The following is a 20,122-nucleotide window of genomic DNA, read 5'->3' as shown; positions in this document are numbered from 1 at the left end:
GCGGCGTCGGGGAGCATCAGGCACCGCGTTTGGTGTTGTTGCGACGCGGGCTGTTATTGCTTACCGCGCTATGGCGTTTCACCGCCCGGCGGATTTGGTTCGCTTTGGTGCGGCGACGATCTTTCTCGACCGCCACTTTGGTCACGGTCTCTTCCGGCAGTCCCACCAGCTTACGCAGGTAGTTGACCGCCGGCAGTTCCATCTCCATCCAGCCGCCGCGCGGCAGACCTTTTGGCAGCTGAATATCGCCGTAGCGCACGCGCATCAGACGGCTAACCTGCACGCCAACCGCTTCCCACAGACGACGCACCTCACGGTTACGCCCTTCCGTCAGGGTGACGTTGTACCACTGGTTAATGCCTTCGCCGCCGGCGAATTTGATGGTTTTGAACGCTGCCGGACCGTCTTCCAGCTGCACGCCCTTGCTCAGCTGACGCACTTTTTCGTCATCCACTTCACCAAATACGCGCACCGCGTATTCACGCTCAACTTCGCGGCTTGGGTGCATCAGGCGGTTGGCCAGCTCACCGTCAGTGGTGAACAACATCAGACCGCAGGTATTCACGTCCAGACGGCCGACGGCAATCCAGCGTGAACCGCGCAGGCGCGGCAGACGATCAAATACTGTTGGGCGCCCTTCAGGATCGTTGCGCGTGCACAGCTCACCTTCCGGTTTGTAATACGCCAGTACGCGACACACCTCGGTGGCCGATTCAGCAATCGATACCAGATGGCCATCAATACGGATTTTCAGGGTTTTGTCATTTTCGATGCGATCGCCCAGCGTCGCCAGTTTGCCATCGACGCTGATGCGTCCGGCTGAAATCATTGCTTCGATTTCACGGCGCGAACCGTGTCCGGCGCGCGCTAATACTTTTTGTAATTTCTCGCTCATGGAGCTGCCTCGTTGTCGCCTTCCCAGGCGTCGTGGTAATGAAGAGGTAAGATACCGGCGTTACCAGGTCCCGTATCAGAATCTGTGACCGCTTCGCGCCAGGTGCCAGCGCGGACGGCCGGAGATTTTACACCAGCTACAGTTTCGTTAACACCTTTTCCTTTTCTGCCGATAATAAAGCGCCTGTGATCCGGAGGCTGAAGCGGGCAGTAAGGTCATTGATTCAGATTTCTGATTGATTTGCGTAACGAGCGTCAGGATAGCCTGCGCAACCCGCTGAAATTACGTCGTTTTGCCTGAGACCGTTTATTTATTTAATGTTGCGCCGATTAGTGCCGCAATAGATTAAAGAGGCTCACCAGTCTGTTACCCGCAATGTTCCCGGCCAGGCTGCAGTTGTGCAAACAGAAAATCGGCGCAAAACACCAAAATCAGCACAAAGAACTGAATAGTGGTGTTAGTAAAGCTTATTGCAGCCAGCAGCCCCAGCCATACAGCGGATTGGCGCTGCAGGTTGGATTAAGTCTGTATTTTCGCTTTTATTTGATAAAGATTAAATATGATGAATTGTTCTGCCGCGAAAACTGTGTAAAATTTAATCCTGAATTCGGCTAAGCAGTATCAGAAATTATTTTAATTACTTTTTATAAGCTTTAAAACAACAAGCCATTAACAAATAATGGTACAGCTGGCCTGATAATATAATCCGGCGCGCTCAGGAAATGGCGCGCTAATCGTTTCACGGATTGAATTTAATTTGTCTGTCGAAAGTCTTCACCAGGGATTTTGCTGACGGACATTAAATGAAGACCGCCATCATGAGAACCTCCCTGCTTTGGCCGGCGCTTGCAGCGCTGGCACTGAGCGGCTGTTCCGTGGGCCATACTGAGTACAGTCGTACGGCGCTGCAGCACGTGGATATGAGCGTGACCGGCATCCCGACGGTACTGGGTTTGGGCATCCTCGGTACAACCATTCCGTTAACGCCGGAATACAGCCTGACTGCCGCGCACGTGGCCAAAACCGCCGTGCAGCGCGTGAAGGCTTATCACCCCTATTGCGACGTCGCAATTATTTATCATAAAAATAGTCCGGATACGCTGGCGAAATTCCGCAGCAGCGCGGTGGGCGAGCCAATTAAAATGTATGGCTATAGTTTTATTTCCGCGATGCCGGTGGAGTCGAGCGGCGTTAATCTGGCGCGTACCGCCATTAATAATCGCTGGAATAAAAAGCCCTGTATGGCAATGGCTTCCGATGCCGGTGTCGTTCAGGGGATGTCGGGCGGCGCTGTCTATAATGCCGACCAGACAATTAGCGGAGTGATTGTGGGTTACAGCCATGAAATTGCTAACGTACGCAGCAAAAAAGTCATCTTAAAAGATGTCTCGCTGTACATTCCGTACGGCGATTTCAAACGCTGGCTGGAAGCCAATATCGGCCAGACGCCACAAACAGCGCCTGGCCAGGCGTAATCACAGGAATGGGCGGGTATCGCCTGCCCCTTCACGCACGATGACGGGCGCATCGCTGGTGAGATCGATCACGGTGGTTGGCTGCTGGCCCAGCGTGCCGCCATCGATAATTAAATCCACCAGCTTGCCGATGCTGTGCTGGATCTCTTCCGGATCGGATTCAGTGAAATCATTGCCTGGCAGCATCAGTGAGGTCGACATCATCGGCTCATTGAGGCGTTCCAGCAGCGCCAGCGCCACCGGGTTTGACGGGACGCGCAGGCCGATGGTTTTACGTTTATCGTTCATCAGGCGACGCGGCACTTCTTTAGTGGCCTTCAGAATGAAGGTGTAATTGCCTGGCGTATTGTTTTTCAGAATGCGAAACGCGCTGTTATCCACCTGCGAATAGGTCGACAGCTCAGAAAGATCGCGGCACATCAGGGTAAAGTTATGGTTACCATCGAGCTGACGAATGCGGCAGATGCGTTCCATGGCATTCTTCTCTTCCAGACGGCATCCCAGCGCGTAGCCGGAATCGGTCGGATAGACAATAACGCTGCCTTTATTGAGATAATCCACCGCCTGATTAACCAGACGCGGCTGCGGATTTTCCGGATGAATGTGAAAAAGTTGACTCATAAAAACCTCATATCACCCATCAACGTGCGATCTGACCGGCGCTAAAGCGGGAAAACGCTCCCAGACCGGCTCCACGCCGCCCGGCAGCCATAGCTTGCGCCCCAGTTCAATCCACGGACAGGGTTGGTGAAAATCGGACCCCTGCGAAGCCGCCAGCTGATTATCGCGCGCATAGCTCGCCAGCTGGGTACGTTCATTCGGTGCCTGCTGACACTGTGCCACTTCCATCGCATCGCCGCCTTCTGCGGCAAAATGCGCAATCAGTCGCTTCAGCCATTTGGCCGACAGCCCGTAGCGCGCAGGATGGGCCAGCACCGCCACACCGCCAGAATGATGAATAGCATCAATGGCTTGTTTAATTGTACACCATTGTGGTGGCACGTAGCCGGTTTTGCCGCGCGCCAGATAGTTTTTAAATACCTGCGCCATGTTATCGGCTTTGCCCAGCTCTACCAGATAGCGGGCAAAATGCCCGCGGGTGATCACCCCGCCCTGCGCCAGACGCTGAGCGCCGGCCAGCGCGTCAGGAATGCGCGCGCGCTCCAGCCGTTCAGCAATCAACTCTGCACGTGCCATACGGCACTGGTGCTGCTGCGCCAGAAAAGCGGTTAACGCCGGATGCTGCGTATCAACGTTGAGCCCGACAATATGAATTTCGTGGTTTTCCCACAGCGTCGACGCTTCCACACCGGCCAGTACCCGTAGCGGTAGCTGAAGCTGCTGCACCGCCGCCTGCGCTTCAGCAACGCCCGCCACGCTGTCGTGATCGGTAATCGCCAGCACGCCGACGTGCATCTCAACGGCGCGCTGCACCAGCGCGGTCGGCGTCAGCAAACCGTCAGAAGCCTGGGTATGGCTGTGTAAATCATAAAGTGGAAAACGGGCGATATCTGACAAGGTCACTCCAGCGACTGCATTAAACCGGCTGGCATGATAACGATTTTGCCCGTAACTGAAAAAGGGTATTGACTTTTTTCACCCGAACCAGTTAACTAGTACACAAGTTCACACGTAACGGGTATTTAATCATGGCTCTTATCGGTACGCATGTTAATGGTTGGTGGCGCGATGATCCCTTTCACGGGCGACGTCGTCATGCACATTTTGCGTAACCGCAGTGCAGATACCTGAGCCCGCCACCGAGCGGGCTTTTTTTTGAGCGAAATTCAGAGAATCCATTATGGCTAATGCGAAACCTACATTGAAGTTGATTACCGGTACCGCGCCCTACCGCGAAGATCCGGCCGCAGTGTTTCATCAATTATGCGGCGCACGTCCGGCAACTCTGCTGCTTGAATCTGCCGATATCGACAGCAAGCAGAACCTGAAAAGCCTGCTGATTGTCGACAGCGCGCTGCGCATCAGCGCCCTGGGCAATGTTGTTACCCTGCAGGCGCTGTCGGAAAACGGCCGCGCGCTGCTGCCGCTGCTGGACGAAGCACTGCCCCCCGAGGTGCGCATCGCCGTGCGCCCGGACGGACGTGAGCTGCATTTCACGCCGGTTGAGGGTCTGCACGATGAAGACTCCCGCCTGAAAGCGCTGTCGGTGTTTGATGCGCTGCGTCTGATTCCGCATCTGGTTAACAGCCCGGCCGAAGAACGTGAAGCCATGCTGCTGGGCGGCCTGTTTGCCTACGATCTGGTGGCGGGATTTGAAGATCTGCCGCCGCTGCGCAATGACCAAAGCTGCCCGGATTACTGTTTCTACCTCGCCGAAACGTTACTGGTGATCGATCACCAGCAGCGCAGCGCCCGTCTGCAGGCCAGCCTGTTTGCGCCGTCCACCAGCGAGTTTCAGCGTCTGCAGAGCCGTATTGAACAGCTGCACGGTCAGATGACGCAGCCAGCACCTGCGCTGCCGGTGCAGCGCGTCGAGCAGATGACGCTGAGCACCAGCCAGAGCGATGAAGCTTACTGCAACGTGGTAAGCGAACTGCAGCAGGCCATTCGCATCGGCGAAATCTTCCAGGTGGTACCGTCGCGCCGCTTCTCACTGCCGTGCCCGTCACCGCTGGCGGCTTACGATACGCTGAAAAACAGCAACCCCAGCCCGTACATGTTCTTTATGCAGGATCAGGACTTTGCGCTGTTCGGCGCTTCGCCGGAGAGCTCGCTGAAGTATGACGCCAGCTCGCGCCAGATCGAAATCTACCCGATTGCCGGTACGCGTCCGCGCGGTCGCCATGCGGATGGCTCGCTGGATCGCGACCTGGATAGCCGTATTGAACTGGAAATGCGCACCGATCATAAAGAGCTGGCTGAGCACCTGATGCTGGTGGATCTGGCGCGCAACGACCTGGCGCGTATCTGTGTGCCCGGCAGCCGTTACGTGGCGGATTTAACCAAAGTGGACCGCTACTCGTTTGTGATGCATCTGGTGTCCCGCGTGGTAGGCACGCTGCGCAACGATCTTGATGTGCTGCACGCCTATCGCGCCTGCATGAACATGGGCACGCTGAGTGGCGCACCGAAAGTGCGCGCGATGCAGCTGATTGCGGAAAAAGAAGGTACGCGGCGCGGCAGCTACGGCGGCGCGGTCGGCTACTTCACCGCCAGCGGCGACCTGGATACCTGCATCGTCATCCGCTCCGCCTGGGTGGAAGGTGGCGTCGCCACCGTGCAGGCCGGTGCCGGCGTGGTGCTGGATTCTCAGCCTCAGGCTGAAGCGGATGAGAGCCGCAACAAAGCCCGCGCGGTATTGCGCGCCATCGCTACTGCCCATCACTGCAAGGAGATTTTCTGATGGCCGATATCCTGCTGCTCGATAATATCGACTCCTTTACCTACAACCTCGTTGATCAGCTGCGTACTTTTGGCCACAACGTGGTGATTTACCGCAACAACGTCCCGGCAGAAGTGCTGATCGACCGCCTGCAGCAGATGGAAAACCCGGTGCTGATGCTCTCACCCGGCCCTGGCGCACCGAAAGATGCCGGCTGCATGCCGCAGCTGTTACAGGCGCTGCGCGGTCAGCTGCCGATCATTGGTATCTGTCTCGGCCATCAGGCTATCGTCGAAGCTTACGGCGGGCACGTCGGCCAGGCGGGCGAAATTCTGCACGGCAAAGCCTCCGCCATTACCCATGATGGCGAGGCGATGTTTACCGGCCTCAGCAACCCGCTGCCGGTGGCGCGTTACCACTCGCTGGTGGGCAGCAATACGCCGGCGGAACTGACGGTTAACGCCGGCTACAACGGCATGGTGATGGCGGTGCGTCACGAAACGGACCGCGTGTGCGGCTTCCAGTTCCATCCCGAGTCGATTCTCACCACGCAGGGCGCACGTCTGCTGGAGCAAACACTGGCCTGGGCGCTGGCGAAATAACAGGGAGATGATGATGCAAACTATTCTGGAAAAACTGTATCAGGCGCAAACGCTGAGCCAGGCCGAGAGCCACCAGCTGTTCAGCGCGATTATTACCGGACAGCTGGAGCCGACGCAGCTGGCAGCGGCGCTGATCGCCATGAAAGTGCGTGGCGAGCGCCCGGAAGAGATCGCCGGTGCCGCCTCCGCGCTGCTGGCCGATGCCAGACCGTTCCCGCGTCCGGACTATACCTTTGCCGATATCGTTGGCACCGGCGGTGACGGCAGCAACAGCATTAATATTTCAACGGCCAGCGCCTTTGTCGCCGCCACCTGCGGGCTGAAAGTGGCCAAGCACGGCAACCGCAGCGTCTCCAGCAAATCCGGATCTTCCGATCTGCTGGCCGCTTTCGGTATCAATCTCGACATGCCGGCGCAGCAGGCACGGCAGGCGCTGGACGATCTCAACGTCTGCTTCCTGTTTGCGCCGCAGTATCACAGCGGTTTCCGCCACGCGATGCCGGTGCGCCAGCAGCTGAAAACCCGCACGCTGTTTAACGTGCTGGGTCCGCTGATCAACCCGGCGCGCCCACCGCTGGCGGTGATAGGCGTTTATAGTCCGGAACTGGTGCTGCCCATCGCCCAGACGCTGAAAGTACTGGGCTACCAGCGTGCTGCCGTGGTGCACGGTGGCGGCATGGATGAAGTGGCGCTGCACAGTGCGACCCAGGTCGCTGAGCTGCGTGACGGCGAGATCACCAGCTATCAGCTGACGCCGGAAGACTTTGGCTTCAGCTTCCAGCCGAAAGAGGCACTGGCCGGCGGCACACCGGAAGAAAACCGTGACATTCTGACGCGTTTGCTCCAGGGTAAAGGCCAGCCCGCCCACGAGCAGGCCGTTGCGGTAAATGTCGCAATGTTGCTGAAAGTATTCGGAAATGAAGATTTGCGCGATAACGCTGAGCGCGCCATGGCTGCCATTCGCAGCGGTCAGGCGTACGAGCGCGTTGTGGCACTGGCAGCGAGAGGATGAAATGAGTATCAAGGGCACCGTATTAGAGAAAATTGTGCAGGATAAAGCCCTGTGGGTTGAAGCACGTAAATCGCAGCAGCCGCTGGCCTCCTTCCAGAACGATCTGCAGCCGGCGGAACGTCATTTTTACGAGGCGCTGCGTGGCACGCGCACCGTCTTCATTCTGGAGTGTAAAAAAGCCTCCCCGTCTAAGGGACTGATTCGCGCCGATTTTGATCCCGCGACTATCGCCGGGATCTATCGCCATTACGCCTCTGCAGTGTCAGTGCTGACCGATGAGAAATATTTCCAGGGCAGCTTTGATTTCCTGCCGGTGGTCAGCGCCGCCATCACGCAGCCGGTGCTGTGCAAAGACTTTATTATCGATCCCTACCAGATTTACCTGGCGCGCCATTATCAGGCCGATGCCATTCTGCTGATGCTGTCCGTACTGGATGATGAGCAGTACCGTCAGCTGGCTGCGGTGGCGCACAGCCTGAAAATGGGCGTGCTGACCGAAGTCAGTAATGAAGAAGAGCTGGAGCGGGCTATCGCGCTGGAAGCTAAAGTGGTCGGCATCAATAACCGCGATCTGCGTGATTTGTCGATTGACCTGAATCGCACGCGTCAGCTGGCCCCGCGTCTCAGCCATGGCGTCACCGTGATCAGCGAGTCCGGCATCCATAATTACGCCCAGGTGCGCGAGCTGAGCCATTTTGCTAACGGCTTTTTAATTGGCTCAGCGCTGATGGAAGAGCACGACCTCGACGCCGGCGTGCGCCGCGTGCTGCTGGGCGATAACAAGGTGTGCGGCCTGACCCGCCCGGAAGACGCGCAGGCCGCGCATCAGGCTGGCGCGCTGTATGGCGGCGTGATTTTTGCCGCCGGTTCGCCGCGCCAGGTTAACGAGGCGCAGGCGCAGGCGTTGATCGCCGCTGCGCCACTGAAGTATGTCGGCGTGTTCCGCAATCAGGTTATCAGTGACGTTGTCACGTTAGCCGCGCGTTTATCGCTTGCGGCCGTCCAGTTGCACGGCGACGAAGACAAAGCCTACGTTGCGGAACTGCGCCAGGCGCTGCCAGCCAGCGTGCGCATCTGGAAGGCACTGAGCATTAAAGATCGGTTGCCGCCACGTGACTGGCCGCACGTTGATCGCTACGTGCTGGATAATGGCCAGGGTGGCAGCGGTCAGCGCTTTGACTGGTCGCTGCTGCAGGGTGAAGACCTGGCTGATGTGCTGCTGGCCGGTGGCCTGAGCGCCGATAACTGCGTCGAAGCCGCTCAGCTCGGCTGTGCCGGCCTCGACTTCAACTCCGGCGTGGAATCCGCGCCGGGCATCAAAGATGCCAGCAAAGTCGCGGCGGTATTCCGCACGCTGCGCGCCTATTAATTGCGTCTGCCCGCCTGCGGGCGGGCCGGATAAGGAAGAGGACACGATGACGACATTACTTAATCCCTACTTTGGCGAATTTGGCGGCCAGTATGTGCCGCAGATTTTGATGCCAGCACTGCGTCAGCTGGAAACGGCCTTTGTTGAAGCACAGCGCGATCCGGCGTTTCAGGCTGAATTCACTGACCTGCTGAAAAACTACGCCGGTCGCCCGACGGCCCTGACGCTGTGCAGCAACCTGACCAAAGGCAGCAAAACCCGCCTGTACCTGAAGCGCGAAGACCTGCTGCACGGCGGCGCACACAAAACTAACCAGGTGCTGGGCCAGGCGCTGCTGGCAAAACGCATGGGCAAAAACGAGATCATCGCGGAAACCGGCGCCGGTCAGCACGGCGTGGCGTCGGCACTGGCGTGTGCTCTGCTCGGCATGAAATGCCGTATTTACATGGGCGCGAAAGACGTTGAGCGTCAGTCACCCAACGTGTTTCGCATGCGGCTGATGGGCGCAGAGGTGATTCCGGTACACAGCGGCTCGGCCACGCTGAAAGATGCCTGTAACGAGGCGCTGCGCGACTGGTCCGGCAGCTACGAAACCGCGCACTACATGCTCGGCACTGCCGCAGGTCCGCACCCGTTCCCGACCATTGTGCGTGAATTCCAGCGCATGATTGGCGAAGAGACCAAAGCGCAGATTCTGGAAAAAGAGGGTCGCCTGCCGGATGCGGTACTGGCGTGCGTCGGCGGCGGTTCTAACGCCATCGGCATGTTTGCGGATTTCATCGAAGAGAGCAGCGTGCGCCTGATCGGTGTGGAGCCTGCGGGTCACGGTATTGACACCGGCGAGCACGGTGCGCCGCTCAAGCACGGTCGCGTCGGCATCTATTTCGGCATGAAGGCGCCGATGATGCAGACCGAAGAGGGACAGATCGAAGAGTCCTACTCCATCTCTGCCGGTCTCGATTTCCCGTCGGTCGGTCCGCAGCATGCGCACCTGAACAGCACCGGCCGCGCTGACTACGTGTCAATCACGGATGATGAAGCGCTGGAGGCCTTTAAGACGCTGTGTCGTGCAGAAGGCATCATTCCGGCACTGGAGTCATCGCACGCGCTGGCGTATGCGCTGAAAATGATCCGCGAAAACCCGGACAAAGAGCAGTTGCTGGTGGTGAACCTTTCCGGCCGCGGCGACAAAGACATCTTTACCGTTCACGATATTCTGAAAGCTAAGGGAGAGATCTGATGGAGCGTTATAATCAGCTGTTTCAACGTCTGTCCGCGAAACAGGAAGGCGCGTTTGTGCCCTTCGTCACCCTTGGCGATCCGTCGCCGGCGCTATCTCTGAAAATCATTGATGCGCTGGTCGCGGGCGGTGCGGATGCGCTGGAGCTGGGCATTCCGTTCTCTGATCCCCTGGCCGATGGACCGACGATTCAGGGCGCTACGCTGCGCGCCTTTGCCGGCGGCACCACCGTAGCGCAGTGTTTTGAAATGCTCGCCACCGTGCGCCAGAAATACCCCGATCTGCCGATTGGCCTGCTGATGTACGCCAACCTGGTGTTCAGCAGAGGTATCGACAACTTCTACGCGCAGTGCGCTGCGGTGGGCGTTGACTCGGTGCTGGTGGCTGACGTGCCGGTGGAAGAGTCGGCCCCGTTCCGCCAGGCGGCGATGCGTCACAACATTGCGCCGATCTTTATCTGTCCGCCCAACGCGGATGACGATCTGCTGCGCGAAATCGCCTCGCACGGCCGTGGCTACACCTATCTGCTGTCACGCGCCGGCGTTACCGGTGCGGAAAATCGCGCCAGCCTGCCGCTGCACCATCTGATCGAGAAGCTGCGCGAATATCATGCTGCGCCGCCGCTGCAGGGCTTCGGCATTTCTGAGCCGGGTCAGGTGAAAGAGGCCGTTGCCGCCGGAGCCGCCGGAGCCATCTCCGGCTCGGCCATCGTGAAAATCATCGAGCGTAATCAGAACGACCCAACGGCGCTGCTCAGCGAACTGCAAACGTTCGTCAGCGATCTCAAAGCGGCTACCCGCTAAGTTGGCACGGCCCTGCACTGGCTGCGGGGCCCTTCTTACTTCTTACCCCTTTTTTCTCCCCTGCGACAAACTTTTTCATCGCGCCTGAGTTGCCGAAATGCGAGGCACGGCCCACACTTAAGCGTGCCGTCACGTTACGGTGCACCACCATCTATGACAGGGAGATAACCAATGAAATTGTTCAAAGTCGTTGCGGGTTTTTTAGTGGCTGCAGTGATGGCGCTCACCTTAAGTGCCTGTGCACCAACAGCAACAAAGGAAGGGACCGGCGGTTACATTGATGACACGGTCATTACCACCAAAGTGAAGGCTCAGCTGCTGAATGACGAGGCGCTGAAATCGACAGAAATTAACGTTGAGACCTTCAAAGGGAAAGTACAGCTGAGCGGCTTTGTCAGCTCGCCGCAGATGGCCAACCGTGCGGTTGCGGTAACGCGTAACGTGGCGGGGGTAAAATCCGTCGTCAACAATATGCAGATTAAGTAACTAAACGGGCGACCTGCGGGTCGCCCTTTTTCTTTCTGGTGTAAAAATCAGAAACGGTAGCCCGCGCCAAAGAAGAACACCCACGGATCGATGCGGGTATTGATATTCTGCTGTTCGCCCGCCGCTTTGAATTTCACTTCGGTATCGATGTCCATGTACCACAATGACGCGTTGAGCATCCAGTCGCGGTTGATCTGATAATCCAGCCCGACCTGACCCGCTACGCCCCAGGAGTCTTTCACGCTTAAATCGCTCAGCTGCGCATCCTGCCCGGTCTGGTTGAACTTCGCATCGTAGAAGGTGGTGTAGTTGATCCCGACGCCAACGTAAGGGCGCAGCGCGCTTTGGCTGTCGAAAAAGTAGTACTGCGCCATCAGGGTGGGCGGCAGCTGACGCACGGTAGCGAGGTTGCCGGTCGGGCCAAGTCCCACTTTGTGGCGAAACGGCGTGGCCGCCAGCAGCTCAACGCCGATATTGTCGGTCGCCATCCAGGTAAACGTCAGACCCAGCTGGGTATCATTACTGACGCTGAAGCCGCCCATACCCAGCACATTATCAGAGCCTTCGGTCGGACGAACGGTCGCGCTACCGGCGCGCACAAAAAAATCACCGGCCTGGTGAGCCAGTGCCAGTTGCGGGATCGCCAGCGCCAGCAGCAGCGCGCATTTAGCCAGTTTCATAATCACTCCTTTGCCGGAAAACAGGGTATTGAGGTTAATCGCGGCACAAGATTTACCCCTTTTTTGCGAAAAGATCATCAGCATCAATTCAAATTAATCACTTATAAAACAATGAATTGATTCAGATCAATTTTGCCTTTACAAGCGGACATAAAAATCCTGTTGCCGCCATGACACGGCGTGATTATGTTGCTATTCCCTTTTGTGATTTTGGTTCGAAGCCTCAGGAGTGGCGGGCGATCAGATGAGCGATTTACTTAACCCCTGTATGACCTGTGGCGCCTGCTGCGCCCATTTTCGCGTTTCTTTTTACTGGGCCGAAGCCGATGACGGCGGTGGCGCGGTGCCGGTTGAACTGACGGAACCCCTGAGCCTGATGATGCGCAACATGCGCGGCACCAACGATCGTGCCCCGCGCTGCGTGGCGCTGCAGGGCGAAATTGGCGGCTGTGTATCCTGTGGTATTTATGCGCAGCGGCCGTCACCGTGCCGGGAGTTTGCCATGTCCGGCGAAAATGGCGTGCCGAATGACGCCTGCGATCGCGCGCGGGCGCGCTATGGTTTACCCGCGCTTTTTCACCCTTCTTTACCTGAGATGACAGAAAGTTATGGGATTCCGGGTGCCAGCCTGCCTGCAGAACATGTACAATCGCCGGGTTAATTAACCCGGTTCCTTCAAGGAGTGTACATGTCTATCACGGCAAGCTCGTTATACCGTGACACAGGAAATTTTCTGCGCCATCAGCTGGTCACCATCGTGCTGATGGCGTTGCTGGCCTCGTTTATTACCGTGATTGTTGGCCACGCCCTGACGCCGGGCGAGGATCAGTTATCCCTGCTCAGCCAGACCGACAGCAGCGCCTCTTCGCTGTTTGAAATCGTCCAGAACATGTCACCGGATCAGCAACGCATTCTGCTGCGCGCCTCTGCCGCCGGCACTTTCGCTGCCCTGATTGGCAACACGCTGCTGCTGGGCGGCATGCTGTGCCTGCTGCCGATGGTATCCAGTGGACAGCGCGTCAGCGCGCTGCGCGCGATTGGCGCCTCTGCGCCGCTGCTGCCGAAACTGCTGGTGCAGACCTTCCTGATCACCCTGCTGGTTCAGCTGGGCTTTATGGTACTGATGGTGCCGGGTGTGATTCTGGCGATTCTGCTGTCGCTGGCGCCGGTGATGCTGGCAAGTGAAAAAATGGGCATTTTCAGTGCGATGCGCGCCAGTATGCGTCTGGCCTGGAAGAACATTAAGGTGATCGCCCCGGCGATTATTTTGTGGCTGCTGGCGAAAATTGCGCTGATGTTCTTCTTCTCCTCGCTGACCGTGCTGCCTGCCAATATCGCTTCGGTGGTGCTCAACGCGCTGGGCAACCTGGTATCAGCCATTCTGATTATCTATTTGTACCGGCTGTATATGCTGTTACGTTAAGCGTTACGGCGCCCGCTGCGGCGCCGTAACTCAACGCTCCTGCCCCTGACTGGAAACGCTATGAAGCAGTTACTCGATTTTCTTCCCCTGGTAGTTTTCTTTATTTTCTACAAGCTGTACGACATTTTCGTCGCCTCCGGCGCGCTGGTGGTAGCGACCGGTATCGCGCTGGTGGTCAGCTGGGTGCTGTACCGCAAGCTGGAAAAGATGACCATTTTCACCTTTGTGCTGGTTGCGGTGTTCGGCACCCTGACCTATGTGTTCCACAACGATGAGTTCATCAAGTGGAAAGTCACGGTGATCTACTCGCTGTTCGCGCTGGCACTGCTGTACAGCCAGTGGTTTATGCAGCAACCACTGATCCAGACCATGCTTGGCAAAGAGCTGCAGCTGCCGGGTGCGGTATGGCGTCGGCTGAATATCGCCTGGGCCCTGTTCTTCCTGGCCTGCGGCCTGGCGAATATTTATGTCGCGTTTTGGTTATCCCAGGCGTTTTGGGTTAACTTTAAGGTGTTCGGTCTTACCGGCCTGACCCTGCTGTTTACGCTGTTAAGCGGCCTGTACATCTGGCGACAGATGCCGCAACAAGAACAAAAATAATCGATGCAGCCCGGTCTCCGCCGGGCTTGTCTTCACCTGCAGAAGAACTGAGCAATGGACGAAAAACATAAGTTGCCGCAAGGCGAGATGGTCTCGCGTACCCTGGCGATGCCGGCAGATACCAATGCCAACGGTGATATCTTCGGCGGCTGGCTGATGTCGCAGATGGATATGGGCGGCGCGATACTGGCTAAAGAGATTGCCAAAGGCCGCGTGGTAACGGTGCGCGTGGATGGTATGACCTTCCTCAAGCCCGTCGCCGTCGGGGATGTGGTGAGCTGCTACGCGCGCTGCATCCGCACCGGCAATAGCTCGATGACCATTAACGTGGAAGTGTGGATTAAAAAAGTGTCGTCCGAACCGATCGGCCAGACTTACTGCGCCACCGAAGCGGTGTTTGTTTACGTAGCGGTCGATAACAGCGGGAAATCCCGTCCGCTGCCGGAAGGCCAGGCCAATCTGAGCAATTAAGCGTATAAAAAAAGCGGCCCGGAATGGCCGCTTTTTCTTTGCCTGTCTGGCTTTACTCGATGTTCGCGCCGCCGTTAATGCGGAACACGATGTTCATCGTCAGCCCCTTGCCCGGCCGCCCTGGCTGATAGCGCCACTTCTTCATCGCCTGCTTCACTTCGCGCTCAAACATGTTGCGCGGCTCGGCGGACAAAATCTCGACGTTATCGACGCGCCCATCGCTGTCCACGTCAAACTTCACCCGCACCCGCCCTTCAACGCGCAGCGCGAACGCACGCGCCGGATACGCCGGCTTGCTGACGCTCATCGCTTTCGGTCCATCCGACACCGTCTGCGTCGGGGCCGGGTTATTCTTCGGTGCCGTCGAGGGGCGAGTTTGCGCGGCTGGCGCGTCCTGTTTAAACGGATTCTCCTGCGGCTTCACCTGCTGACGCGGTTTCGGCTCTGCCTTCTTCTCCACCTTTGGCTTCGGTTTCGGTTTTGGCTTCGGTTTAGGTTCCGGCTTAGGGATCGGCACCGGCTCGGCTTTTGGTGGCTCTGGCGCGACTTCCGGCTCGGGTTCCGGCTCGGGCGGCGGCGGCGGGGTTACAGCTGCCGGTGCCGGTTCAGGCTGCACTTCGGGGGCCACCATGCTAATGCTGATAGGCTGAGACGCTTTAGGAACCTCAATGGTCTGATGAAATGAAGCATAAAGAATGCCGGCGATTACCGAACCGTGAAGGAGCACGGATAAAATCACGGACACAGGCGTTCGGGTTGGAAAAGGCGTAGTCAACGTCGTCATATCAGTCATGTTCATTGAGTGAAGCGCTGATTTTAAATGCAAATAGCAATCAGTTTCAATAAGCACGCTACTGAAGGCTAAAAGAAAGGCGCTTTTTAACCCTGCCTGCGTTGCAGCGCGCGCCCATTATCTTTCGTTTGCACTCTGTTTAGCGATCACTTAACGTGTCTCGCAAATTCGGCAAGTCTAACGGGAGTATCCCATCGTGCTTTACGTCATTTATGCGGAAGATACCGCAGATTCACTGGAAAAACGTAACTCTGTGCGCCCGGCACACCTGGCGCGTCTGCAGCTGCTGCAGGATGAGGGGCGTCTGATTGTCGCCGGTCCTCTGCCTGCCGTCGACAGTAATGAGCCGGGCCCGGCTGGTTTCACCGGTTCTGTGATTGTTGCCGAGTTCTCATCGCTGGAAACGGCCCAGTCGTGGGCCAATGACGATCCGTATATCGCCGCTGGTGTGTACGACAAAGTCACGGTTAAACCGTTTAAACGGGTGTTCTGATGCAGTGGCAGCCCCTTCTGTTGTTAGTGCTGGTGCTGCTGCTGATTGGTCGTGCGCTGTGGCTGTGGCGCCGTCAGGGCTGGCGTCAGGCGCGCCAGCACATCGTCATGCTGGTGGTACTGGCGGCGGCCCTGCAGATAGTGAATGTTTCACTGGTATTACGCGGCCACTGACGACCGCGTTCATTGCTCAGGTATTCTGCGTGATAAACAGGATGGAGCGGCGCTGCTGCTGCGCTACCTGATGACGAATCGCATGGATGCGCTTATAACGACGTGACTGCCCTTCCAGCCAGCGGGCACGACGGCGATGCGCCTGGCGTAACATTCTCCAGCGGGCCACTTCATTTCTGCTGCGTCTCATCACATCCTCTCTGACTGGCTAAACCCGCGACGCATTATAGTGATCTGGCTAAAAATGCCAAATCGAAACCTTCATCGAAACGTCATCAACGATTAAAGGTTTCGCTGGCGCAGATCAACACGTAAACTTTGCCCATCAAAGCGCGAACGGGACGTCCACTTTATGACCACATTTTATACCCTTATCAGCTGGTTGCTGCTGTTTGGCTACTGGCTGCTGATTGCCGGGGTTACGCTGCGCATCCTGATGAAGCGGCGTGCGGTGACCTCGGCGATGGCCTGGCTGCTGATCATCTACATTCTGCCGCTGGTGGGTATTATCGCCTATCTGTCGTTTGGCGAACTGCATTTAGGTAAACGTCGCGCAGAACGCGCCCGCACCATGTGGCCCTCGACCGCCAAATGGCTCAACGACCTGAAACAGTGTCGTCACATTTTCGCGACTGAACACAGCGACGTGGCGCGTTCCCTGTTCGAGCTGTGCCGTCATCGTCAGGGTATTGCCGGCGTTAAAGGCAATCAGCTGCAGCTGCTAACCAGCGCCGATGACGTGATGCAGGCGCTGATCCGCGATATTCAGCTGGCGCGCCATAATATTGAGATGGTGTTTTACATCTGGCAGCCGGGTGGTCTGGCTGATGATGTAGCGGAATCGCTGATGGCTGCCTCACGGCGCGGCGTGCACTGCCGCCTGATGCTGGACTCCGCCGGCAGCGTGGCGTTCTTCCGCAGTCCGTGGGTGGGCATGATGCGCAACGCCGGTATTGATGTAGTCGAGGCATTGCAGGTCAGCCTGTGGCGTGTATTCCTGCGCCGCATGGATTTGCGTCAGCATCGCAAAGTGGTACTGATCGATAACTATATTGCCTATACCGGCAGCATGAACCTGGTGGATCCGCGCTTCTTTAAACAGGATGCTGGCGTGGGTCAATGGATTGATCTGATGGCGCGCATGGAGGGCCCGGTGGCCACCACCATGGGCATCGTCTACGCCTGCGACTGGGAAATCGAAACCGGCAAACGCATTCTGCCGCCAGCGCCGGACGGCAATGTGATGCCGTTTGAGCAGGAGAGCGGTCACACCATTCAGGTGATCGCCTCAGGTCCGGGCTTCCCGGAGGACATGATTCATCAGGCGCTGCTGACGGCGGTGTATTCGGCGCGCGAGCAGCTGATCATGACCACGCCCTACTTCGTGCCGAGCGACGACTTACTGCACGCCATCTGTACCGCCGCGCTGCGTGGCGTTGAGGTGAGCATTGTTGTACCGCGCCACAATGACTCGCTGCTGGTCGGCTGGGCCAGCCGCGCCTTCTTCACTGAACTGCTGGAAGCCGGGGTGAAAATCTATCAGTTTGAAGATGGCCTGTTGCACACCAAGAGCGTGCTGGTGGACGGTCAGCTCAGCCTGGTGGGCACGGTGAACCTGGATATGCGCAGCCTGTGGCTCAACTTCGAGATCACGCTGGTGGTGGATGATGACGGCTTTGGTAGCGATCTCGCCACCGTCCAGGATGATTATATCGCCCGTTCGCGTCTGCTGGACGGCGCGCGCTGGGCAAAACGTGCCTGGTGGCAGCGCATCGTCGAACGACTGTTTTACTTCTTTAGCCCTTTACTGTAAAACGAGCGAAAATATTACCGCCTCAGGGCAAGCAGGAATGACCATGGATTTAAATAATCGCCTTACTGAAGATGAAACGCTGGAACAGGCTTACGATATTTTTCTTGAGCTGGCAGGCGATAACCTCGATCCGGCAGACATCATTCTGTTCAATCTGCAATTTGAAGAGCGCGGCGGTGCCGAGCTGTTTGATCCATCCGAAGACTGGCAGGAACATGTGGATTTCGATCTCAACCCTGACTTCTTCTCAGAAGTGGTGATCGGCCTCGGTGAAGCGGACGGCGAACCGATTACCGATGTGTTCGCGCGCATCCTGCTGTGCCGCGAGAAAGACCATAAGCTGTGTCATATTCTGTGGCGTGAATAAGCCGCAGCGCATAAAAAACGCCGGGCACTGCCCGGCGTTGTTGTTTATGGCACCGCTATTAAAGCGGATCAACCTTCAGACAGGACACCGCATGGCGGAAACTGCCTTCGAGTAGCGGTCGGGTTTTGGCGCACTCCGGGCCGGCAATCGGGCAGCGGGTGCGGAATACGCAGCCTGATGGCGGATTGATTGGCGACGGCAGTTCCCCTTCCAGCAGCTGAATCTGCTTATTTTTCTCCAGGTCCGGATCAGGAATCGGCACCGCCGACATCAGCGCTTTGGTGTACGGATGCTGCGGATCGTTATATACCGCATCATAGGTCCCCAGCTCAACCGCGTGGCCGAGATACATCACCAGTACGCGATCAGAGATGTGCTTCACCACCGCCAGGTCATGCGCGATGAAGATCAGCGACAGGCCCATTTCACGCTGCAGTTTCTGCAGCAGGTTGACCACCTGCGCCTGAATCGACACGTCGAGCGCCGACACCGGCTCATCACAGATAATCAGCTTCGGCTCAAGAATCAGCGCACGGGCGATACCGATACGCTGGCACTGGCCACCGGAGAACTCGTGCGGATAGCGGTTGATGAGGTTCGGCAGCAGACCGACCTTCATCATCATGGTTTTAACCTTATCCTTCACTTCCTGACGCGGCATCTTTGGATAGTAGGTGCGCAGCGGTTCGGCGATGATGTCACCAATGGTCATACGCGGGTTGAGCGAGGCCAGCGGGTCCTGGAAGATCATCTGAATGTCACTGCGCGCCTGACGCCACTCTTCCTGGCTCTGGCCCAGCAGATCGCGCCCCAGCCACGCCACGCGTCCGTCGGTAGCTTTCACCAGGCCGATAATGGCGCGCGCCAGCGTGGATTTGCCGCAGCCGGATTCACCGACCACGCCGAGGGTTTCGCCTTCATACAGACGCAGACTGACACCATCCACCGCTTTCAGGGTTTTCGGCGGCTGCCAGAACCACTGCTTGCCGTCTTTGATATCGAAATGCACCTTGAGATCGGCGATTTCCAGCAACACTTTTTTCTCTTCAGTTACGGTGCTCATACTAACTCCTCCACCGGTTTGAAGCAGGCGCGCAGGCGCCCTTCGGCAAACGGTTCAAGCGGCGGTGATTTGGCACAGATATCCATGGCATATGCGCAGCGCGGCTGGAACGGACAGCCCTGCGGCAGACGCAACAGGTTGGGCGGGTTGCCGGGAATGGTGGTCAGCGACTCACCCTCCGCGTCAAGACGCGGCACCGCGCTCAGCAAACCGATCGAGTACGGATGCGCCGGCTGGTAGAACACATCGCGCGCACGGCCATATTCCATGGTGCGCCCGGCATACATCACCAGTACCTTGTCACAGATCCCGGCAACAACGCCGAGATCGTGAGTGATCATGATGATGGCGGTGTTAAATTCACGCTTCAGCTCATTCAGCAGCGTCATGATTTGCGCCTGCACGGTGACATCCAGCGCGGTGGTTGGCTCGTCGGCGATCAGCAGCTTTGGTCGGCACAGCAGCGCCATGGCGATCATTACGCGCTGACGCATGCCACCGGAAAACTCGTGCGGGAACATCTTCATGCGCTTGCGCGCTTCCGGCATTTTCACCGCATCCAGCATGCGCACCGACTCTTCAAACGCCTGGGCGCTGCTCATGCCTTTGTGCAGTTTCAGCACCTCCATCAGCTGTTCGCCGACGCGCATGTACGGATTGAGCGATGTCATCGGGTCCTGGAAAATCATCGCAATCTGCTCCGCGCGCAGCTTGTTCAGCTTGCTTTCCGGCAGATTGAGGATTTCGCTGCCGTTAAACTGCGCCGAGCCACCAATGCGACCATTTTTCGCCAGCAGTCCCATCAGCGCAAACGCGGTTTGCGATTTTCCGGAGCCGGATTCACCAACAATGCCCAGCGTTTCACCGGCGCGCAGGGAAAAGTTGAGGTCGTTCACAGCGGTCACGTCGCCGTCGTGGGTACTGAAGGTGACGCGCAGATCTTTAACGTCCAGCAGCAGGTTAGCGTTTCCCGCAGGTGCAGCCGCCAGCGGCTGCTGAGTATCATGATGGGTCATCGGGA

At 57.5% G+C, this 20,122-nt stretch carries 22 protein-coding genes, 1 pseudogene and 1 other annotated feature; of the genes and pseudogenes, 15 read left to right on the top strand and 8 right to left on the bottom strand.

The features are described 5' to 3' along the window. Positions 1-16 precede the first annotated feature (16 nt). Positions 17-895, bottom strand: coding sequence for a 23S rRNA pseudouridine(2605) synthase RluB (gene rluB, locus E7738_RS04440; RefSeq protein ID WP_021510110.1), 879 nt, complete (start codon positions 893-895; stop codon positions 17-19). A gap of 818 nt (positions 896-1,713) precedes the next feature. Between rluB and E7738_RS04435 the strand changes: the two genes are divergently transcribed. After that, complete coding sequence (locus E7738_RS04435; RefSeq protein ID WP_394516135.1) at positions 1,714-2,370, top strand: serine protease family protein; 657 nt, start codon at positions 1,714-1,716, stop codon at positions 2,368-2,370. Here E7738_RS04435 and E7738_RS04430 read toward each other — a convergent pair whose 3' ends face one another. Further along, the gene (locus E7738_RS04430) at positions 2,371-2,991 is read right to left on the bottom strand and encodes an L-threonylcarbamoyladenylate synthase (RefSeq protein ID WP_021510107.1); all 621 of its coding nucleotides are present in this window, start codon (positions 2,989-2,991) and stop codon (positions 2,371-2,373) included. It abuts the gene before it with no gap. Positions 2,992-3,003: 12 nt separating this feature from the next. Further along, positions 3,004-3,888, bottom strand: a complete 885-nt coding sequence (locus E7738_RS04425; protein WP_088517175.1) for an RNase RNM — start codon at positions 3,886-3,888, stop codon at positions 3,004-3,006. Positions 3,889-4,043: 155 nt separating this feature from the next. After that, positions 4,044-4,148, top strand: a sequence feature (Trp leader region). A 23-nt stretch (positions 4,149-4,171) separates the two neighbouring features. Between E7738_RS04425 and E7738_RS04420 the strand changes: the two genes are divergently transcribed. From E7738_RS04420 to E7738_RS04395, 6 genes and pseudogenes are all read left to right on the top strand, one after another. After that, positions 4,172-5,734 carry an anthranilate synthase component 1 gene (locus E7738_RS04420; RefSeq protein WP_031280219.1) on the top strand — a complete coding sequence of 521 codons (1,563 nt, stop codon included), beginning with the start codon at positions 4,172-4,174 and terminating at the stop codon, positions 5,732-5,734. Further along, a pseudogene (trpD, locus tag E7738_RS04415) lies at positions 5,734-7,327 on the top strand (bifunctional anthranilate synthase glutamate amidotransferase component TrpG/anthranilate phosphoribosyltransferase TrpD). Before E7738_RS04420 ends, trpD begins: the two are co-directional and overlap by 1 nt. A 1-nt stretch (position 7,328) precedes the next feature. Then, complete coding sequence (gene trpCF, locus E7738_RS04410; protein WP_394516134.1) at positions 7,329-8,696, top strand: bifunctional indole-3-glycerol-phosphate synthase TrpC/phosphoribosylanthranilate isomerase TrpF; 1,368 nt, start codon at positions 7,329-7,331, stop codon at positions 8,694-8,696. A 46-nt stretch (positions 8,697-8,742) separates the two neighbouring features. After that, a complete protein-coding gene (gene trpB / locus E7738_RS04405; RefSeq protein WP_058758632.1) occupies positions 8,743-9,936 on the top strand; it encodes a tryptophan synthase subunit beta in 1,194 nt (397 codons plus the stop codon). After that, positions 9,936-10,739 (top strand): tryptophan synthase subunit alpha, encoded by an 804-nt coding sequence (gene trpA / locus E7738_RS04400; RefSeq protein ID WP_238561984.1) that lies wholly within the window; start codon positions 9,936-9,938, stop codon positions 10,737-10,739. The genes trpB and trpA overlap by 1 nt, the downstream gene beginning before the upstream one ends. Positions 10,740-10,910: 171 nt before the next feature. Beyond that, complete coding sequence (locus E7738_RS04395) at positions 10,911-11,225, top strand: BON domain-containing protein (protein ID WP_021510099.1); 315 nt, start codon at positions 10,911-10,913, stop codon at positions 11,223-11,225. Positions 11,226-11,272: 47 nt separating this feature from the next. Here the strand turns inward: E7738_RS04395 and ompW are convergent, their stop codons facing one another. Further along, a complete protein-coding gene (gene ompW, locus E7738_RS04390; protein ID WP_058771265.1) occupies positions 11,273-11,905 on the bottom strand; it encodes an outer membrane protein OmpW in 633 nt (210 codons plus the stop codon). A 244-nt stretch (positions 11,906-12,149) separates the two neighbouring features. Here ompW and E7738_RS04385 point away from each other — a divergent pair, with 244 nt between their 5' ends. From E7738_RS04385 to yciA, 4 genes are read left to right on the top strand one after another with little or no spacing between them, the layout of a single operon-like run. After that, positions 12,150-12,566 (top strand): YkgJ family cysteine cluster protein, encoded by a 417-nt coding sequence (locus tag E7738_RS04385; protein ID WP_021510097.1) that lies wholly within the window; start codon positions 12,150-12,152, stop codon positions 12,564-12,566. 27 nt (positions 12,567-12,593) lie between these two features. Next, positions 12,594-13,328 carry a YciC family protein gene (locus E7738_RS04380; RefSeq protein ID WP_262257920.1) on the top strand — a complete coding sequence of 245 codons (735 nt, stop codon included), beginning with the start codon at positions 12,594-12,596 and terminating at the stop codon, positions 13,326-13,328. A 60-nt stretch (positions 13,329-13,388) separates the two neighbouring features. Further along, complete coding sequence (locus E7738_RS04375) at positions 13,389-13,928, top strand: septation protein A (RefSeq protein WP_058758637.1); 540 nt, start codon at positions 13,389-13,391, stop codon at positions 13,926-13,928. A 54-nt stretch (positions 13,929-13,982) separates the two neighbouring features. Continuing rightward, entirely contained in the window at positions 13,983-14,399 is a 417-nt protein-coding gene (yciA, locus tag E7738_RS04370) for an acyl-CoA thioester hydrolase YciA (RefSeq protein ID WP_058758638.1), read from the top strand. Between the two features lie 52 nt (positions 14,400-14,451). Here yciA and tonB read toward each other — a convergent pair whose 3' ends face one another. After that, a complete protein-coding gene (tonB, locus tag E7738_RS04365; protein ID WP_193750260.1) occupies positions 14,452-15,183 on the bottom strand; it encodes a TonB system transport protein TonB in 732 nt (243 codons plus the stop codon). A gap of 205 nt (positions 15,184-15,388) precedes the next feature. On the opposite strand from tonB, the gene E7738_RS04360 reads away from it, so the two are divergent. Beyond that, on the top strand, positions 15,389-15,685 hold the full coding sequence (locus tag E7738_RS04360; protein ID WP_010617723.1) for a YciI family protein: 297 nt from the start codon (positions 15,389-15,391) through the stop codon (positions 15,683-15,685). Then, the gene (locus tag E7738_RS04355) at positions 15,685-15,858 is read left to right on the top strand and encodes a hypothetical protein (protein WP_021510092.1); all 174 of its coding nucleotides are present in this window, start codon (positions 15,685-15,687) and stop codon (positions 15,856-15,858) included. The genes E7738_RS04360 and E7738_RS04355 overlap by 1 nt, the downstream gene beginning before the upstream one ends. A 16-nt stretch (positions 15,859-15,874) precedes the next feature. Here E7738_RS04355 and E7738_RS04350 read toward each other — a convergent pair whose 3' ends face one another. Next, the gene (locus tag E7738_RS04350) at positions 15,875-16,048 is read right to left on the bottom strand and encodes a YciY family protein (RefSeq protein ID WP_088517180.1); all 174 of its coding nucleotides are present in this window, start codon (positions 16,046-16,048) and stop codon (positions 15,875-15,877) included. Between the two features lie 162 nt (positions 16,049-16,210). Between E7738_RS04350 and cls the strand changes: the two genes are divergently transcribed. Then, a complete protein-coding gene (cls, locus tag E7738_RS04345) occupies positions 16,211-17,671 on the top strand; it encodes a cardiolipin synthase (RefSeq protein WP_021510090.1) in 1,461 nt (486 codons plus the stop codon). 37 nt (positions 17,672-17,708) lie between these two features. Next, positions 17,709-18,038, top strand: coding sequence for an HI1450 family dsDNA-mimic protein (locus tag E7738_RS04340; protein ID WP_013509338.1), 330 nt, complete (start codon positions 17,709-17,711; stop codon positions 18,036-18,038). 58 nt (positions 18,039-18,096) lie between these two features. On the opposite strand, the gene oppF is transcribed toward E7738_RS04340, so the two are convergent. Both oppF and E7738_RS04330 read right to left on the bottom strand, forming a co-directional pair. Next, positions 18,097-19,101: a murein tripeptide/oligopeptide ABC transporter ATP binding protein OppF gene (gene oppF, locus E7738_RS04335; protein WP_058785617.1), complete on the bottom strand. Its 1,005-nt coding sequence runs from the start codon at positions 19,099-19,101 to the stop codon at positions 18,097-18,099. Continuing rightward, positions 19,098-20,117 carry an ABC transporter ATP-binding protein gene (locus tag E7738_RS04330; protein WP_021510087.1) on the bottom strand — a complete coding sequence of 340 codons (1,020 nt, stop codon included), beginning with the start codon at positions 20,115-20,117 and terminating at the stop codon, positions 19,098-19,100. Before E7738_RS04330 ends, oppF begins: the two co-directional genes overlap by 4 nt. Positions 20,118-20,122 lie beyond the last annotated feature (5 nt).

The organism is Pantoea sp. SGAir0430 (genome assembly GCF_043549295.1).
This window is presented reverse-complemented; position numbering and strand designations above follow the sequence as displayed.

What these genes read in the sequence shown, in the direction of transcription:
- rluB (WP_021510110.1), bottom strand. Translation starts at nt 895, where the DNA reads ATGAGCGAGAAATTACAAAAAGTATTAGCGCGCGCCGGACACGGTTCG.
- E7738_RS04435 (WP_394516135.1), top strand. Translation starts at nt 1,714, where the DNA reads ATGAGAACCTCCCTGCTTTGGCCGGCGCTTGCAGCGCTGGCACTGAGC.
- E7738_RS04430 (WP_021510107.1), bottom strand. Translation starts at nt 2,991, where the DNA reads ATGAGTCAACTTTTTCACATTCATCCGGAAAATCCGCAGCCGCGTCTG.
- E7738_RS04420 (WP_031280219.1), top strand. Translation starts at nt 4,172, where the DNA reads ATGGCTAATGCGAAACCTACATTGAAGTTGATTACCGGTACCGCGCCC.
- trpCF (WP_394516134.1), top strand. Translation starts at nt 7,329, where the DNA reads ATGAGTATCAAGGGCACCGTATTAGAGAAAATTGTGCAGGATAAAGCC.
- trpB (WP_058758632.1), top strand. Translation starts at nt 8,743, where the DNA reads ATGACGACATTACTTAATCCCTACTTTGGCGAATTTGGCGGCCAGTAT.
- trpA (WP_238561984.1), top strand. Translation starts at nt 9,936, where the DNA reads ATGGAGCGTTATAATCAGCTGTTTCAACGTCTGTCCGCGAAACAGGAA.
- E7738_RS04395 (WP_021510099.1), top strand. Translation starts at nt 10,911, where the DNA reads ATGAAATTGTTCAAAGTCGTTGCGGGTTTTTTAGTGGCTGCAGTGATG.
- ompW (WP_058771265.1), bottom strand. Translation starts at nt 11,905, where the DNA reads ATGAAACTGGCTAAATGCGCGCTGCTGCTGGCGCTGGCGATCCCGCAA.
- E7738_RS04385 (WP_021510097.1), top strand. Translation starts at nt 12,150, where the DNA reads ATGAGCGATTTACTTAACCCCTGTATGACCTGTGGCGCCTGCTGCGCC.
- E7738_RS04380 (WP_262257920.1), top strand. Translation starts at nt 12,594, where the DNA reads ATGTCTATCACGGCAAGCTCGTTATACCGTGACACAGGAAATTTTCTG.
- E7738_RS04375 (WP_058758637.1), top strand. Translation starts at nt 13,389, where the DNA reads ATGAAGCAGTTACTCGATTTTCTTCCCCTGGTAGTTTTCTTTATTTTC.
- yciA (WP_058758638.1), top strand. Translation starts at nt 13,983, where the DNA reads ATGGACGAAAAACATAAGTTGCCGCAAGGCGAGATGGTCTCGCGTACC.
- tonB (WP_193750260.1), bottom strand. Translation starts at nt 15,183, where the DNA reads ATGACGACGTTGACTACGCCTTTTCCAACCCGAACGCCTGTGTCCGTG.
- E7738_RS04355 (WP_021510092.1), top strand. Translation starts at nt 15,685, where the DNA reads ATGCAGTGGCAGCCCCTTCTGTTGTTAGTGCTGGTGCTGCTGCTGATT.
- E7738_RS04350 (WP_088517180.1), bottom strand. Translation starts at nt 16,048, where the DNA reads ATGAGACGCAGCAGAAATGAAGTGGCCCGCTGGAGAATGTTACGCCAG.
- cls (WP_021510090.1), top strand. Translation starts at nt 16,211, where the DNA reads ATGACCACATTTTATACCCTTATCAGCTGGTTGCTGCTGTTTGGCTAC.
- E7738_RS04340 (WP_013509338.1), top strand. Translation starts at nt 17,709, where the DNA reads ATGACCATGGATTTAAATAATCGCCTTACTGAAGATGAAACGCTGGAA.
- oppF (WP_058785617.1), bottom strand. Translation starts at nt 19,101, where the DNA reads ATGAGCACCGTAACTGAAGAGAAAAAAGTGTTGCTGGAAATCGCCGAT.
- E7738_RS04330 (WP_021510087.1), bottom strand. Translation starts at nt 20,117, where the DNA reads ATGACCCATCATGATACTCAGCAGCCGCTGGCGGCTGCACCTGCGGGA.